General features: G+C 67.9%; 11 protein-coding genes. 3 read left to right on the forward strand and 8 right to left on the reverse strand.

The genetic code is table 11. The features are described from left to right. Window positions 1-19: 19 nt before the first annotated feature. From ISF28_RS15980 to ISF28_RS16005, 6 genes are all read right to left on the reverse strand, one after another. Window positions 20-1,804 carry an IlvD/Edd family dehydratase gene (locus ISF28_RS15980; protein WP_198118167.1) on the reverse strand — a complete coding sequence of 595 codons (1,785 nt, stop codon included), beginning with the start codon at window positions 1,802-1,804 and terminating at the stop codon, window positions 20-22. Between the two features lie 6 nt (window positions 1,805-1,810). Further along, entirely contained in the window at window positions 1,811-2,701 is an 891-nt protein-coding gene (locus tag ISF28_RS15985; protein WP_198118168.1) for an SMP-30/gluconolactonase/LRE family protein, read from the reverse strand. A gap of 1 nt (window position 2,702) precedes the next feature. Beyond that, window positions 2,703-3,491 (reverse strand): D-xylose 1-dehydrogenase, encoded by a 789-nt coding sequence (gene xylB / locus ISF28_RS15990; RefSeq protein WP_198118169.1) that lies wholly within the window; start codon window positions 3,489-3,491, stop codon window positions 2,703-2,705. Window positions 3,492-3,501: 10 nt separating this feature from the next. After that, on the reverse strand, window positions 3,502-4,680 hold the full coding sequence (locus tag ISF28_RS15995; RefSeq protein ID WP_198118170.1) for a fumarylacetoacetate hydrolase family protein: 1,179 nt from the start codon (window positions 4,678-4,680) through the stop codon (window positions 3,502-3,504). A 16-nt stretch (window positions 4,681-4,696) separates the two neighbouring features. After that, on the reverse strand, window positions 4,697-7,087 hold the full coding sequence (locus ISF28_RS16000) for a glycoside hydrolase family 3 N-terminal domain-containing protein (RefSeq protein WP_198118171.1): 2,391 nt from the start codon (window positions 7,085-7,087) through the stop codon (window positions 4,697-4,699). A gap of 290 nt (window positions 7,088-7,377) precedes the next feature. Continuing rightward, window positions 7,378-8,490 carry a LacI family DNA-binding transcriptional regulator gene (locus ISF28_RS16005; protein WP_198118172.1) on the reverse strand — a complete coding sequence of 371 codons (1,113 nt, stop codon included), beginning with the start codon at window positions 8,488-8,490 and terminating at the stop codon, window positions 7,378-7,380. 181 nt (window positions 8,491-8,671) lie between these two features. Here ISF28_RS16005 and ISF28_RS16010 point away from each other — a divergent pair, with 181 nt between their 5' ends. The 3 genes from ISF28_RS16010 to ISF28_RS16020 all read left to right on the forward strand — a co-directional run bounded on the left by ISF28_RS16010 (window position 8,672) and on the right by ISF28_RS16020 (window position 13,558). After that, window positions 8,672-10,885: an alpha-glucuronidase family glycosyl hydrolase gene (locus ISF28_RS16010; protein ID WP_229519125.1), complete on the forward strand. Its 2,214-nt coding sequence runs from the start codon at window positions 8,672-8,674 to the stop codon at window positions 10,883-10,885. 39 nt (window positions 10,886-10,924) lie between these two features. After that, entirely contained in the window at window positions 10,925-12,070 is a 1,146-nt protein-coding gene (locus tag ISF28_RS16015; protein ID WP_198118173.1) for an endo-1,4-beta-xylanase, read from the forward strand. A 108-nt stretch (window positions 12,071-12,178) separates the two neighbouring features. Then, window positions 12,179-13,558 (forward strand): glycoside hydrolase family 27 protein, encoded by a 1,380-nt coding sequence (locus ISF28_RS16020; protein ID WP_198118174.1) that lies wholly within the window; start codon window positions 12,179-12,181, stop codon window positions 13,556-13,558. 4 nt (window positions 13,559-13,562) lie between these two features. Here the strand turns inward: ISF28_RS16020 and ISF28_RS16025 are convergent, their stop codons facing one another. Further along, window positions 13,563-14,288 (reverse strand): GH12 family glycosyl hydrolase domain-containing protein, encoded by a 726-nt coding sequence (locus ISF28_RS16025; RefSeq protein ID WP_229519126.1) that lies wholly within the window; start codon window positions 14,286-14,288, stop codon window positions 13,563-13,565. A gap of 419 nt (window positions 14,289-14,707) precedes the next feature. Further along, on the reverse strand, window positions 14,708-15,985 hold the full coding sequence (locus ISF28_RS16030) for a cyanophycinase (protein WP_198118175.1): 1,278 nt from the start codon (window positions 15,983-15,985) through the stop codon (window positions 14,708-14,710). Between the last annotated feature and the right edge of the window lie 137 nt (window positions 15,986-16,122).

Genomic DNA, 16,122 nt, shown 5'->3' on the forward strand with positions numbered 1-16,122 from the left:
CTCGTGACGATCGTGACGATCAGTGGTTGTGGCGCGGCATGTCGTGTCCGACGCCGCGGTACGGCAGCGCCAGTTCCATGCAGGCGCCCGTATGCAGCTGGCCGACGGTGGCGCGGTAGATCTGCTGCCACGGCGTCTGGTTCGGCGGGATCGCCGGCGGCGCGTCCTTGCGGCGCTGGTCCAGTTCGGCGTCGCTGATCAGCACATCGCAGCGGCCCGTGTTCAGGTCCACGCGCACGACGTCGCCCGTGCGCAGCAGCGCCAGGTTGCCGCCCGCCGCGCTTTCCGGCGACGCGTTCAGGATCGACGGGCTGTCCGACGTGCCGGACTGGCGGCCGTCGCCCAAGGTCGGCAGCGCGCTGATGCCCTTCTTGATCAGCGCATCGGGCGGCTGCATGTTCACGACTTCCGCCGAGCCCGGCCAGCCGACCGGACCGGAACCGCGGATCACGAGCATCGTGTTCTCGTCGATGCCGAGCGAAGGATCGTTGATGCGGTGGTGGTAATCGTCCGAACCGTCGAACACGACGACCTTGCACTCGAACGCGTTTTCCGAACCCGGCTTCGACAGGTAGCGCTGGCGGAAGGCGTCGGAAATCACGCTCGTCTTCATGATCGCGAAGTCGAACAGATTGCCCTTCAGGACCATGAAGCCAGCCTTGTCCAACAGCGGCGCGTCAAACGGGTAGATCATTTCCCGGTCGCCGCTTTCGCGGCCGACGAGGTTCTCGGCCATCGTCTTGCCGGTGACCGTCGGACGCTTCGAACGCAGCATGCCTTTCTGCTCCAGCTCCCACATGATGGCGGGCACGCCGCCGGCGCGGTGGAAGCGCTCGCCCAGGTATTTGCCGGCCGGCTGCATGTTCAGCAGCAGCGGCACGTCGTAGCCGTATTCCATCCAGTCTTCGGGGTTGATCTCGACGCCGGCGTGGCGCGCCATCGCCACGATGTGCGGCTGGGCGTTGCTGGAACCGCCGATCGCGGCGTTGACGACGATCGCGTCGATGAAGGCGTCGCGCGTGAGCACCTGCGACGGGCGCAGGTCCTCGAACGCCATGCCGACGATGCGCTTGCCCGTCTCGTACGCCATCTGGCCGCGCTCGCGGTACGGCGCCGGAATGGCCGAGCAGCCGGTCAGCGACATGCCCAGCGCTTCCGCGACGGCGTTCATCGTCGACGCCGTGCCCATCGTGTTGCAATGGCCGGCGGACGGCGCGGACGCGGTCGCGATGTCGATGAATTTCTGTTCGTCGATCTCGCCCGCGGCCAGGCGGCGGCGGCCTTTCCAGATCGCGGCGCCCGAGCCGACCAGCTCACCCTCGAACCAGCCGTCCAGCATCGGACCGCCGGACAGCACGATGGCGGGGATGTCGACGGTGGCGGCGGCCATCAGCTGGGCCGGCGTCGTCTTGTCGCAGCCGGTGGTCAGCACGACGGCGTCGATCGGATAGCCGTGCAGGATCTCGACGAGGCCCAGGTAGGCCAGGTTGCGGTCCAGCGCCGCGGTCGGGCGGCGGCAGTTCTCGAAAATCGGGTGCAGCGGGAATTCCATCGGGATGCCGCCGGCGTCGCGGATGCCGTCGCGCACGCGCTTGGCCAGGTCCAGGTGGATGCGGTTGCACGGCGAGATGTCGCTGCCGCTTTGCGCGATGCCGATGATCGGCTTGCCGGAACGGAGTTCCTCCGGCGTGATCCCGTAGTTCATGAAGCGCTCGAGGTAGAGCGCCGTCATGTCGATGCGCTCCTCGTTGTCGAACCAGTCCTGCGACCGGAAGCGCTTCGGCTTGCTGTTCTGTTGTGTCATTCCGTATTACTCCTGCAACCGCAGCACGTGGTGCGGCAATCCGGCCGTCCCGGCGCGGAAGGTGAACAGCGCGCCCGCGAGCGGCTGCTGGGCCAGTTCCTCGGCCGACAGGCCCTTGCGCGCCGACGTCGCGTACACGGTGCGCAGGTCGTCGCCGGCAAAGGCCAGCTTGGTGATGTTCGAGCAAGGGAAGCGCACTTCGCCCACCTTGCGGCCCGACGGGTCCCGGCGCTCGATGCGCCAGCCGCGGAACACGGCGATCCACACGTGACCCTCGGCGTCGACGGCCATGCCGTCCGGCCAGCCGCCGTCCGTGATCTCCGCGAACAGGCGCTTGTTCGACAGGCTGCCGTCCTCCGCCAGGTCGAAAGCATACACCCGTTTATCGAGCGTGTCGGTGTGATACAAGGTGCGCCCGTCCGGGCTCACGGCCGGGCCGTTCGTGATGATGTAGCCGTCGTCCATCGTGACGACGTTCTTGCCGTCGAAACGGTACAGGGCACCCGTGCGTTCGGCCTCGCTGTCGTCCATCGAGCCGAACCACAGGCGGCCTTGCGCATCCACGTGGCCGTCGTTGAAGCGGTTGCCGTCGACGTCCGCCTCGACCTTCACGAACGGCACGAATTCGCCGCTGTCTTCGATGAAGCGGTACAGGCCGTCCTCCAGCGAGACGACGAGGCCGCCGTCGATGGCGCGCACGACGAAGCTCACCTGGCCCGGCGCGTCCCAGCTGCGCTGGTCCGAGCCGTCGGCCGCGCAGCGGTGCAGGCGGCGACCCTTGATGTCGACGAACCACACCTGCCCGGCCGGGGCATCCCACAGGACGCCCTCGCCCAGGGTCGCGCCGACTTCCCACAGCGGGACCGGTTGCGTGGCGATGTCGGTGTTGGTCTCCATCTTATGCGCCATACCAGCCCGAGTCGACGAAGTATTCGCGGCCGCTGATGTGGCGCGCGTTGTTCGACGCCAGGAACAGCGCCAGCGCGGCCACGTCTTCCATCTCCACGCGCTCGGGGATGCACTGGCCGGCCAGGATGCGTGCTTCCTCTTCCGGGTTGTGCCACAGCGCCTTCTGGCGCGGCGTCACGACGGCGCCCGGGACGACGGTGACGGCGCGGATGCCGTGCGGGCCGAATTCGCGCGCCATGTTGCGGGTCATGCCTTCGATGGCGGCCTTCGCCATCATGTACAGCCCCAGCTGCGTGTGAGGCAGGTGCCAGGAAATCGAACCGAAGTTCAGCAGCACGCCGTACTTGCGCTCCTTCATGCCCGGAATGACGGCCTGCGCGCAGAAGTACTGGTGGCGCAGGTTGACGTTCATGCGGCTTTCCCAGTACGCCGGCGTCACGTTCTCGATGTCGTGGCGGTCGTCGTTCGCCGCGTTGTTCAGCAGGATGTCGACGCCGCCCGCTTCGTCCTGGATGCGGGCGAAGGTGGCCTTCAGCTCGTCGAGGTTGGTCAGGTCGCACTTGATGAACGTCGGCGCGTGGCGCGAGTTCGCCAGCTGCGCCTCGAGCGCGCGCGACGCGTCCTCGGCGATGTCGAGGAAGTAGACGCGGGCGCCCTGGCCCGCGAAGGCCGCCGTCAGTTCGGCGCCGATGCCGCTGCCGCCGCCGGTGATGACGACTCGCTTGCCGGCGAGGTCCGGGTACGTCGCGTAGACGAATGCTTGGTTTTGTTCAGACATGTAATTCTCGTTATTTTGAAATCAGGCCGCGCTGGGCCAGGTTGGCGTACAGTGCGCGTACGCCGAAGGTCCACGGTGCGATCGCATCGCTGCGCTGGACGGTGTTGACCAGCGTGCCCAGCGACGGCGTGGAGATGCTCACGCGGTCGCCCGCGTGGTGGGTAAAGCCGCCGCCTTGCGCATCGCGGTCCTTGATCGGCGAGAACATCGTGCCGAGGAAGAGCATGAAGCCGTCCGGGTACTGGTGATGGCGGCCAGCGGTCTGGCGCACCAGGTCCAGCGGGTCGCGGCTGATTTCGCGCATGAAGCTGGCGCCGGCCAGTTCGAAGCCGTCGTCGACGCCTTCGATCAGCATGCGCACTTCCGCGTTGCGCAGGGTGTCGATATCGAAATCGCCGTCGAACAGGCGGATGAACGGGCCGATGGCGCACGAACCGTTATTGTCCTTGGCCTTGCCCAGCAGGAGCGCGCTGCGGCCCTCGATGTCGCGCAGGTTGACGTCGTTGCCCAAGGTGGCGCCGACCACTTGCGCGCGGCTGTTCACCGCGAGGACGATTTCCGGCTCCGGATTGTTCCAGTGCGACGACGGGTGCAGGCCGACCGGGGCGCCGTGGCCGACCGCCGACATCGGCTGCGACTTGGTGAACACCTCGGCGTCCGGGCCGATGCCCACTTCCATGTACTGCGACCACAGGCCGCGCGCCGCCAGGTCGGCCTTCAGGCGCATCGCGGCCTCGCCGCCCGGCTCCAGTTCCGACAGGTTGGTGCCGATGGTCTCCTGCAGCTGCTGGCGCAGCGCGTTGGCGCGGGCCGGGTCGCCCTTGGCCTGTTCCTCGATCACCCGTTCCAGCAAGCTGACGGCGAACGTGACGCCGCAGGCCTTGATCGCCTGCAGGTCGCACGGAGCCAGCAGGCGCACATCCGCGCCCTCGTCGCCCCGCAGCGCCGCGGCCACGAGGGCGTTCACGTCGCCCAGGTCCTCGCCGTCCGCGTCGCGCACGATGGCGACCAGGTCGTCGCGTTCGAGCAGTTCGGACACGGTCGGCGCGTGGCGCGTGATGTCGACCACGCGGCCCTTGCGTACTGCGACCACGGCCGGGCCGTCGGTCGGGGCGGAGCGCCAGACACGGCCGACCATCAAGGCCTGGTCGAGGTCCTGGGGCAGCGGATTGGCTTGGATTGCTGTCATGTTTCTCTCTCTTGGTTTATGCCACCGTCAAGGTCGCCTTCTTCAGGTCGACGCTGTTCGGTCCTGCGAAAATGGTGAACGTCCCCGGCTCCACGACGCGCTTCATGTCGGCGTTGTAGAACCACAGGTCGGACGGTTTGATGTCGAACGTGACGGTGCGCCGTTCGCCCGGCTCCAGGGTCACGCGCTGGAAGCCCTTCAGTTCCAGCAGCGGACGGGTGACGGAGCTGACGTCGTCGCGGATATACATCTGCACGACCTCGTCGCCGCGCACGGCGCCCGTGTTGCGCACGTCGACCTGCACGCGGGTCGAGCCGTCCGGCGCGATGCGGTCGTGTTCCAGCCGCGGCGCGGAGATCTCGAAGCGCGTGTACGACAGGCCGTAGCCGAACGGGTACAGCGGCGTCGTCACGTCGTCGATGTAGCCGCGGCGGCTGCTCGGCTTGCGGTTGTAGAACATCGGCAGCTGGCCGACGTCGCGCGCGATCGTCACGGGCAGCTTGCCGCCCGGGTTGGCGCGGCCGAAGATCAGGTCGGCGACGGCGTGGCCCGTCTCCTGTCCCATGTACCAGCACTCCATCAGCGCGTCGGCGCGCTGGGCCAGGAAGTTGACGGACAGCGGACGGCCGTTCAGCAGCAGCACGACGGTCGGCTTGTTCAGCGCGAAGATCGCGCGCGCCAGGTCGTTCTGCTGGCCGACCAGGTCGAGCGACGTGCGGTCGCCCAGGTGGTTGTCGGCCCAGGCCTCGCGCGCGGTCTGCTCGTTGTCGCCCAGGACCATGACGATGGTGTCGGCCTGCTTGGCCGCTTCCACGGCTTCCGCGATCAGGCGCGCATTCACCTCGGGCTTGGTCCACACGATCTCGTCCTGGCCCCACACATGGCCTTCCGTCAGGCGCACGCCTTCCGAATACGCGAGCGAGAAGCCGTGGTCCTGCGCTTCCTGCTGCAGCGCCTCGTACACGGAAACGACGTGGCGCGGCTTGTCCGAATAACCGCCGATCGGAGTGTCCCGCGCATGCGTGCCGACCAGCAGCAGCTTGCCCATCTTCTGCGGCGCCAGCGGCAGCAGGCCCTTGTCATTTTTGAGCAGCACAGCCGTGCGCTGGGCGGCCTTGCGCGCGAGCGCGATCGCTTCCGGCGTGGCCGTGCGGGCCGCGGCCTGCGCGGCGTCGGCATACGGGTTCTCGAACAGCCCGGCCTCGAACTTCAGGCGCAGGATGCGGCGCACGACCGCGTCGATGTCCTTCGTCGCGATCTTGCCTTCCTTGACCAGTTCGGCGAGCGCCAGGTAGCCCGCCGGATCCGGGGTCTCGACGTCGACGCCGGCCTTGAACGCGGCGAGGCCCGCTTCCTTCATGGTGGCGACGAGGTGATGGCGGCCCTGCAGTTCGGCGATCGCCATATAGTCGGACACGGTCAGGCCCTGGAATCCCCACTCCTTGCGCAGCACGTCCGTCAGCAGCCAGCGGTTGGCGTGCGACGGGATGCCGTCGATCTCGTTATACGACGGCATCACGGCCGCGATCCTGGTTTCCTTGATGATCTTCTCGAACGGCGGGAAGAAGTCTTCGCGCAGCGTGCGCTCGCCCACGTTCGCGGGGCCGGTGTTGGTGCCGCTCTCCGGCTGGCCGTGGCCCGTCATGTGCTTGAGGGTCGCGTAGACCTTGTCGCGCGCCAGCGGCAGCGAGTCGCCCGAGAAGCCCAGCACGGCGGCCTTGCCCATGGTGCCGCACACGTGCGGGTCTTCGCCGTAGGTCTCTTCGATGCGGCCCCAGCGCGGCTCGCGTGCCACGTCGACGACCGGCGCCAGCGCCAGGTTGGCGCCGCGCGCGCGCATTTCCTTCGCCGCGAGCGAAAACACCTGCTGAACGAGTTCCGGATCGAAGGTGGACGCCAGGCCGATCGCCTGCGGGAAGCTGGTCGCCTCGGGCGCCACGTAGCCGTGCAGCGATTCCTCGTGCATGAAGACGGGGATGCCGAGGCGCGTGCGTTCCAGCGCCCACTTCTGCACGGCGTTCACGTAGTCCGCCGTTTCCTTCGGGCCGCGGTTGCCGACGGCGCCCGAGTTGCCGGCGTTGTTGTCGGCGCCGACCTGGCGGTCGGACGGGCGCGCGAACATGCCCATGCCGTTCGGGTGCGCGCGGCTCGCCTTCTCGGCCGAGAAGCTCGTGTCCGCGTTCTGCAGATCCTTCTTCGTCAGCCACACGCACTGCATCTGCGCGATCTTTTCGTCGAGCGTCATGCGGCCCAGCAGATCCTCCACGCGCGCCGCCACGGGCGCACTCGCCTGCTTGTACACCGGCACGCCGCCCTTGACGGCCTTGGCCGCCATCGCGCCCGGGACCGCGGCCATGCCGGCCGCGCCGCCTACCGTCGCCAGAAACTCCCTGCGTTTGATACCCATCGAATCGTGTCTCCTGCTTGTTTTTGTATGTGCCGCCGTGCGAACCGGCGGTGTCCTCTGCCTGGCATGCGCGCAACATTCCAATAACAAAAATGTTACCGCAACCATTCCAGTCTAATCGGCACATTTGGGGCTTGTCAATCAATTATTCGGGAGATGTCCGGCCGATGCGACGCAGCCGATGCCGGCGGTGGCGGAATCGGCTGGGAAAGCGGGAAAATGGGATGTTAGCGTGAACAAGCCATGCGTCACGCATGCGGGCCGCGGCGGGCGCGGCGGCCCGGGAAGGATCAGCCGACGCGCTTGGCCGCAGTGAGCGGCGGCAGCGCCGACGGGCGGGTGCGCGGCGCGGCGTCCGACTGGCGGCGCACCAGTTCGAAGTCCATGCGCACCTGTTCCGGTTCCGCGGCCGCGCCTTCGCGCAGCGCGCGCACGCGGCGCACGAGCGATTGCACGGCTTCGCGCGCCATGCCGGCGATCGGCTGGCGCACGGTCGTCAGTTCCGGCCAGATCGTGGTGGCGAGCGCCGTGTCGTCGAAACCGGTGACGGTCAGGTCGCCCGGCACGTCCAGGCCCAGGCGGTGCGCGACGGCGACGGCGGCCGCGGCCATGTCGTCGTTGCTGGCGAAGATGGCAGTCGGGCGTTCTTCCAGCGCCAGCAGGTGTTCGGCCGCGTCCAGGCCGGAGCGGTAGGTGAACATGCCTTGCACGACGAGTTCCTCGGACGCGTCCGCGCCCTGCTCCGCGATCGCCGCGCGATAGCCTTGCAGGCGGCGCGCGCTGGCCGTCTGGTTCGGATGGCCGACGACGAAACCGATGCGGTGGTGCCCGAGGTTGATCAGGTGGCGCGTCATCGCGTGCGCGGCCTCGTAGTCGTCGATGCTGACGGCACCCACGCGGGCGTCCGGCAGGCCGCAGGCGACGACCACGGCGGGGATGCTGGCCTGCGCGATGGCGGACAGCACGGCTTCGCTGTCGCACAGCGGGGGCGGCAGGATGATCCCGTCCAGGCCGTTTTCGACGAGGCGCCGGGTCTGTTCGGCCTCCTGCTCGCCCGCCTCGCATTTTTCGACGAACAGCTGGACGTTGTTCAAACCGGACTGGCTCAACAGGCCGACGAGGAATTCGCTCAGGTAGGCGGCGCTCGGGTTACTGTACAGGAAGCCGACGCGGATCGGCTTGGAGCCCGCGAGGTTGCGGGCTTCCTGGTTCGGCGTGTAGTTCAGCGCCGCCACGGCTTCCGCCACCTTGCGGCGCGTGCTTTCGCGCACGAGGCCCTTGCCGTTCATGACGCGCGACACCGTCATCGCCGACACGCCGGCGAGCTTGGCGACGTCCGCCATCGTCGGCTGTCCGCGGCGTTCCACCTCTTCCTGGACAGTCCCTGTTTTGGCTTTGCTCATTCTCCCGATTCCCCATCATTTTTTGTTTGCGCTATCTTAGCACTTCAGGGGCATGCAAAGATAGCCATAACAATGGCCGTAAACACCCAGAAATCGATTTCGCATTTCCTAAGTTTGCGCTAACATTCCTGCGCCGGGCGGGCCGCCGCATCCGGCAACCATAAATACAACGGAGACTACGATGCAGCATTACCTGCGGCGCGTCCGCGCGCGGCTCATGGCGGCGCTCGCCCTGGCCATCCTTCTCGGGCCGTTCGGCGCCCATCTTGCCCACGCCGCCGGCGAAGACGGCTACGACCTGTGGCTGCGTTACCGGCCGCTGCCCGCCGCTCGACGCGCCGCGCTGCAGGCCGCCGCCACCGGCATCGCCACGCCGGACGACACACCCACCGTGCGCGCCGCCGAGGCGGAACTCAAACGCGGCCTCGCGGGCCTGCTGGGACGTGCGCCGGACACCATCCCGGCCGCCGGAGAGCCGCGCGCCGGCGCCGTCGTCCTGGCGCGCGCGACGCTGCCCGCCGGCTTGAGCGGCGCCGAGGCCGTCCGCCGCGACCTCGCCACGCTGGGCGCCGAAGGCTATCTCGTGCGCAGCGCGCGCGTCAACGGCAAGCCGGTGACGCTCATCGCGGCCAACACCGACATCGGCCTGTTGTACGGCAGCTTCGCGTGGCTGCGCCAGCTGCAGCTGGGCGCCGCCCCGGACCGCATCGACCTTCTCGACAAGCCCGCGCTGCCGCTGCGCGTGCTCGACCACTGGGACAATCTCGACCGCACGGTGGAACGCGGCTATGCCGGCGAATCGATCTGGAACTGGTGGGAGCTGCCGGGCATCATCGATCCGCGCTACACGGATTATGCGCGGGCCAATGCGTCGATCGGCATCAACGGCACGGTCCTGAACAACGTGAACGCGAAGGCCGAGGTCTTGAGCGCGGCGTTCATCGCCAAGACGGCCGCCATCGCCAACGTGCTGCGGCCGTACGGCATCCGCGTCTATCTCTCGGTGCGCTGGTCGACGCCGCTGGAACTGAAGGAAACGAAGACGGCGGATCCGCTCGACCCGCAGGTGGCCGCCTGGTGGGCGCGCAAGGCCGACGAGATCTACCGCAGCATCCCCGACTTCGGCGGCTTCCTCGTGAAGGCCAATTCGGAAGGCCAGCCCGGTCCGCAGGATTATGGCCGCAACCACGCGGACGGCGCCAACATGCTGGCGCGCGCCCTCGCCCCGCACCACGGCGTCGTGATGTGGCGCGCGTTCGTCTACGCGCCGCCGGCGCATCCAGGCCAAGTGAGCGACCGCGCGGCCCAGGCGTACGACCAGTTCAAGCCGCTGGACGGCAAATTCGACAAGAACGTCCTCGTGCAGGTGAAGAACGGCGCCATCGACTTCCAGCCGCGCGAGCCCGCGCATCCGCTGTTCGGCGCCATGCCCGACACACCGCTGATGATGGAATTCCAGGTGACGAAGGAATACCTCGGCTTCGCCACCCACCTCGTCTACCTCGGCCCGCTGTTCCAGGAAACGCTGGGCTTCGACACCCGCGCCGGCAACAAACCGATGACCGTCGCCCGCGTGCTCGAAGGCGCGCAGGACGGTAAGGTCGGCGGCATCGCCGGCGTCGCGAACATCGGCAGCAGCCGCAACTGGACCGGCTCCACGTTCGACCAGGCCAACTGGTACGCGTTCGGCCGCCTCGCGTGGAACCCGGCCCTGGACAGTCGCGCCATCGCGCGCGAATGGGCGGGCCAGACGTTCACGCCCGACGCGCGCGTGGTCGACCCCGTCGTCGACATGATGATGCGCTCGCGCGAAGCGGCGGTCGACTACATGACGCCCCTCGGCCTGCACCACATGATGGGCACCGGCCACCACTACGGCCCCGCGCCCTGGGTCGACAGCCTCGCACGCGCCGACTGGAACCCCGTGTACTACCACCGCGCCGACAACGGCGGCATCGGCTTCGACCGCACCGCGTCGGGCAGCAACGCCGTGGCCCAGTACGCGCCGGAAGTCGCGCGCCGCTTCGCCGACCCGGCCACCACCCCACCCCGATTCCTGCTGTGGTTCCACCACCTGCCGTGGGACTATCGCATGGCGGACGGCCGCACGCTGTGGGCGAGCCTCGTCGCGCACTACGACCACGGCGTGGCCGAAGTGGACGCCATGCAGGCCGAGTGGCAGCGCCTGCGCCCGTACGTGGACGCGCGCCGCTTCGACGACGTCGCCCAGCGCCTCGCCCAGCAACGGCGCGAGGCGCAGTGGTGGCGCGACGCGTGCATCGCCTACTTCCAGCACCGGTCCGGCCTGCCGCTGCCGGCCGGCACCCGTCCGCCCGCGCACAGCCTCGACTATTACAAGTCGCTGACGTTCCCGTTCGCGCCCGGCCACGGCTGACCGTTTTCACCCCACCACGCAACACAGAAGGATAGAACAATGACATCGAGACGAGAGATCATCAAGGCGCTCGCCGGCGCCGCCCTGCTGCCGGGCGCCCTGCCCCTCGCGCGCGCGCAGGGGCCCGCGCACGAGCCGCTGAAGGACATCGCCGCGCGCAAGGGCATGCGCTTCGGCACGGCCATCAGCCACGGCCGCAACCAGTTCGGCGATCCCGCCTACCGGGCACTGGTCGAGCGCGAATGCAACCTGATCGTGCTCGAGAACGAGATGAAATGGCAGGCCCTCGAACCGGCGCCGGGCAAGCTAGAATTCGGCCCGGCCGACGAGGTGATCGCCTGGGCCAGGGGCAAGGGCATCGCCGTGCGCGGCCACAACCTGTTCTGGCAGGCCGAGAAGTGGCTGCCCGCGTGGGTCGGGCGGCAGAACTTCGGCCCGCAGCCCGCGAAGGCCGTCGAACAGCTGATGCGCACGCACGTGAGCACCGTCTGCGGCCACTTCGGCAAGGCGATCAAGAGCTGGGACGTCGTCAACGAGGCCGTCGACCCGGCCGACGGCAAGCTGCGCCAGAACGCGCTCACCCGGCCGCTGGGCGCCCTCGCACAGATCGACCTCGCGTTCCGCCTCGCCCGCGAGCACGCGCCGCAGGCGCAGCTGGTCTACAACGACTACATGCGCGGCGACGCCGGCAGCGCGCGCCATCGCGCGGGCGTCCTCACCCTGCTCGCGGAACTCAAGAAGCGCGGCACGCCGGTCCATGCGCTGGGCCTGCAGAGCCACATCGGTTCGTGGGATCTCAGTGACTCGGGTAGCGACAAGGGTCGCGCCGACCTGGCCGAGTGGCGCAAATTCCTCGACGAGGTGACGGGCATGGGCTACGACCTCCTGATCACGGAACTGGACGTGAACGACCGCCGCCTCCCCGCCGACATCGCCAAACGCGACGCCGGCGTGGCCGCCGCCACGCGCGACTACCTGGACGTGACCCTGTCGTATCCGCGCCTGCGCGACATCCTCGTGTGGGGCCTGGCCGACAACATCAGCTGGCTCCAGACGTGGTACGAGGCGCCGCGCCAGGACAAGCTGCCGATGCGCCCGACGCCGTTCGACGGGGAGCTCAAGGCCAAGCCGATGCGGCAGGCCATCGCGGACGCCATCAAGGCGGCGCCGCCACGCCAGGGCTGACGCTTCCGATATCGATTCGGATATCGGTCGGCGCGCACAAGTGATTGGCGCGCGGCCCTGGCGTTGTCTATACTCGGGCCGCCCAATTTCTACCCGAGCCTATACCCAATGGATTCCTACCGCCGCCGCCTCCTGACCGCTTCCCTCGCCACCGCCGCCGCTGCCGGCCTTCCCTCGATCGCCGGCGCCGCCGCGCGCAAAGCCACAGCATCCAAGGCCGCGCCGTCCGCCGCCGGACTCGCGCCGACGCCGCCCATGGGCTGGAACAGCTGGAACTCGTTCGCGACGACGATCACCGAAGCACAAACGCTGGAGACGGCGGACATCATGGCCGCGAAGCTGCTCCCGTTCGGGTACAACGTCCTGACGGTGGACATCCAGTGGTACGAACCGAACGCGAAGAGCTACGAGTACCGCAAGGACGCGGAACTGACGATGGACAAATACGGCCGCCTGCTGCCGGCGCCGAACCGCTTCCCGTCGGCGCAGGGCGGCGCGGGTTTCAAGAAGCTCGCGGACCAGATCCACGCGCGCGGCATGAAGTTCGGCATCCACGTCATGCGCGGCATCCCGCGCCAGGCCGTGCGCCAGAACACGCCGATCCTCGGCACGAACCTGCACGCGCGCGACATCGCCGACACGTCGTCCATTTGCGAATGGAACGGCGACATGTACGGCGTCGACATGACGAAGCCCGGCGCGCAAGCCTATTACGACTCGGTGTTCAAGCAGTTCGCCGCGTGGGGCGTGGACTTCGTCAAGATGGACGACATGTCGCGCCCGTACGAAAAGAACTGGCGCGAGATCGAGGCGGCGCACAAGGCCATCGTCGCCAGCGGCCGCCCCATCGTCCTTTCGCTGTCGCCGGGCGAGACCGACCTGCGCTGGGCCGAGCACGTGCCGCATTACGCGCAGATGTGGCGCATCTCGGACGACTTCTGGGACGAGTGGCGCCTGCTGGCCGAACAATTCCAGCGCCTGGAAAACTGGAACCCGACCATGCGCGCGAACGCGTGGCCGGACGCCGACATGCTCCCGCTGGGCCGCCTCGCGCTGGGCGCGCGCGACACCAAGTTCACGCCGGACGAGCAGCAGACCCTGATGACGTTATGGAGCATCGCGCGTTCGCCGCTGATCATGGGCGGCGACCTGCGTCACCTGGATGAGAAGACGCTCGCGCTGCTGACGAACCCGGAAGTGCTGGCCGTGAACCAGAAGAGCCGCGACAACCGCCCGCAGCGCGCCGACGCCGGCACCCGCATCTGGAGCGCCCGCGCGGCCGACAAACGCGGCCTGCGCTACCTCGCGCTGTTCAACACGGGCGACGCGCCGGCCGACATCGTGTTCGACCTGTCGCGCCTGGACCTGGGCGACCGCGCCGTTGCCGTGCGCGACCTGTGGGCCCGGCGCGACCAGGGCACGGTCAAGGGCGCCATCCGTGCGACGCTGCCGCCGCACGGATCGACGCTGCTGGGCTTGACCGCCTGAACGGTCAGTACGCCGTGACCGAGAAGTTGCGCGCGCCGAAGTTCATGCCGCCGGACGACGACGTGATCTCGAAGCCATACTGGACGTCGCCCAGCGTGACGTTGCCGATCCAGCCTTGATTCTGCAGGTAGCGCATGATGGCGAGGATGTCGACGGTCGTGTTGTTGGTGTACGACGTGCGCAGGAACGAGTACACCATGTTGCCGCCGTTATTGCCGCGATAGACGTTCCACGTCGCGCCGCCGACGTTCACGTTCCAGTACACCGGGATCGCGCAGCCTTGCGCCGACCAGTTGTACGAGACCGGCTTGACGTTGCCGCAGCCGCTCGACGAGCCCGTGTAGTTCAGCCACAGCATGATCTCGTTGGCGTGGTTGGAGTCCCAGATGTCGTACGCCGACTCCCACGCGCCGCCGGCCGGCGTCGTGGCCGAGATGACGGACGTGACGCGCGACAGGGAACTCAGCGACCTGCCGACGTAGAAGCCGATGTGCGGGTAGGACTTGATGCCGCCGGTGTTCGGCTGATCCGACCACACGCCCCAGTCGCTGGGCGAATTGACCCACAAGGTCTGCGGCCCGGCGCCCGAGCCCCATATGTCGTTGTTGAAGGTGTAGGCGCCCATCGTCGTCGACCCGTATTGCGCGCTGGTCGCCCACGTCGCGGCCTGTGACGGCATGGCGAAGCTTGCTGCAAGTACCACTGCGGTCATGCAAAGTGACTTCTTCATCTTATCTCCTCGTCGTATGGCCCCGCTGGGAACGGACCGCTGGCTGCCGGTATCCGCGCGCGGCATCCGGGGCATGAGATGCCGCTGATTTTTTTCGATGAAGGCGTGGTCCCCTCAGGGACCGTTCGACACAAGGGCTGCGACGGCGCCGTCGCTGTGGCGGAAGGGATGGATGGCGGATCTGCCGGACACGCGGGCCCGGTCGCGCTGCTTGGCTGTCATTGCGAGTCTCCCCTGGCCACGAGCGTGGCCATTGTTATTTTTCTATTTCGGTACTTATCGTAGGGATGACTGTTCGACGAGTCAATCGTGCTAACACTATTTGTTAACCGCTATCAGGCAGGCATGCCATCTTCGTATGGCAAATATCGTTTTCGATATAGCTCGGACACCCCGGGCGCGGCGCCCGGGGCCGCGCGTCAACGGATCTGCGTGCCGACGATCGTGCCGTTCGCCGTGCCGTAGACGTACGGACCGTTCAGCGAGGAACCGTCGCCGAACGTCTGCACGGTCTGCTGCGCCCAGTCCGACAGGTTGAACGCCGCCTGCACCTTGAAGCTGTACAGCGGTGCGGACGGATACGGCGACGGCTGCGTGGGCTGGGCGCTCAGGCGGTAGACCTGGATGCCGGCGGCGTCGTTCAGCGGCAGCTTGGCCGCGCATTGCGAGGGCGCGCGAACGATCTTCGCGAAATAGGCCGAATTCTGCGGCGTGTACGGCGCCGTCGTGTTCTCCGTGTTGTACGGATTGGCGACCAGCTGCGCCTTCGCGCCGCCGCGCGGGCCGGACACCAGCAAGGCCGTCTCCTCGTCGATGCCGACGCCCAGCACCGCGCCGAACGCCTCCACGCCGCCGGGACAGCCGTTGCCGATGCGGGCGACGAAGCCCAGCAGCCGGCCCAGGCGGTCGCGCGTGTTGAAATGGTCGTCCGTGATCGTCCTGGCCAACGTGGGAATCGCGAGGAAGCTGCCGGTCTGGACGAACTTCCTGGACGAGGTATTCAGCGGATCGATCGTCATGTATTTGTTGAACGGATCGGCCAGCGCCTGGTCCGACGTGACGCTCCCGTTCAACGCGGCGAACGCGTACTGGCCCAGCATCGCATTGCCGGCGCTCGTGCCGCCGACCGGAACGCCGGCTTCGACCGCCCGCTGCAGCGCGGTGTCCAGCGCCGTCCCCTGCCAGAAATTATAGTAATCCGCCTGGTCGCCGCCGGCGATGAAGATCGCGCTGGCCTTGGCGATCACGCCCAGCACGAACGGATCCTCGGCCGCCTTGCGGCTCGGGATCACGAGCGTTTCGACGGACGTCACGCCCAGGTCGATGCCGCCGACCGTTTCGTACAACCGCGGCGTCGTGGTATCGACCTGCCCGAGCCGGCTGTACACGTACGGGTTGTAGGCGTCGGTGCCCGTCGCGCGGATGATCACGAAGCGGCCGCCGGTGGCGCGGGTGATGCCCGCCTGGGCGATCATCCAGCGAAACGCCTCCGCCACGTCGTAGCCGCCGCCCATCAGGACGACGGACGGCGTACAGGCGGAGCCCCAGCACGACGCCGGCTTCGCGCTGACGGGCGCCGACGGCGTGCCGAGATAGCTGTACGTGTAGCTCGATCCGGCCAGCGCCGGCTGGATGGCGAGGAAGGGGATGGCGGCGAGCCAGGCGCGGCCTGCCTTCTTGATGAGATTCGGTGTCATGCGGGCTCCGTGTGGTCGATGCGTTCGGGACCGGGTGCCGACGGCAGGCCACCCTGGCGAACTCAGCATATTATTTTTTTTGCACCGCCGGAGCCGGATACGGCAACCGTGCGCCACATTTCGCGGTATCGTCTTGC

Origin of the sequence: Massilia rhizosphaerae, assembly GCF_016093545.1 — a bacterium.
GTDB classification, from domain to species: Bacteria; Pseudomonadota; Gammaproteobacteria; order Burkholderiales; family Burkholderiaceae_D; genus Telluria; species Telluria rhizosphaerae.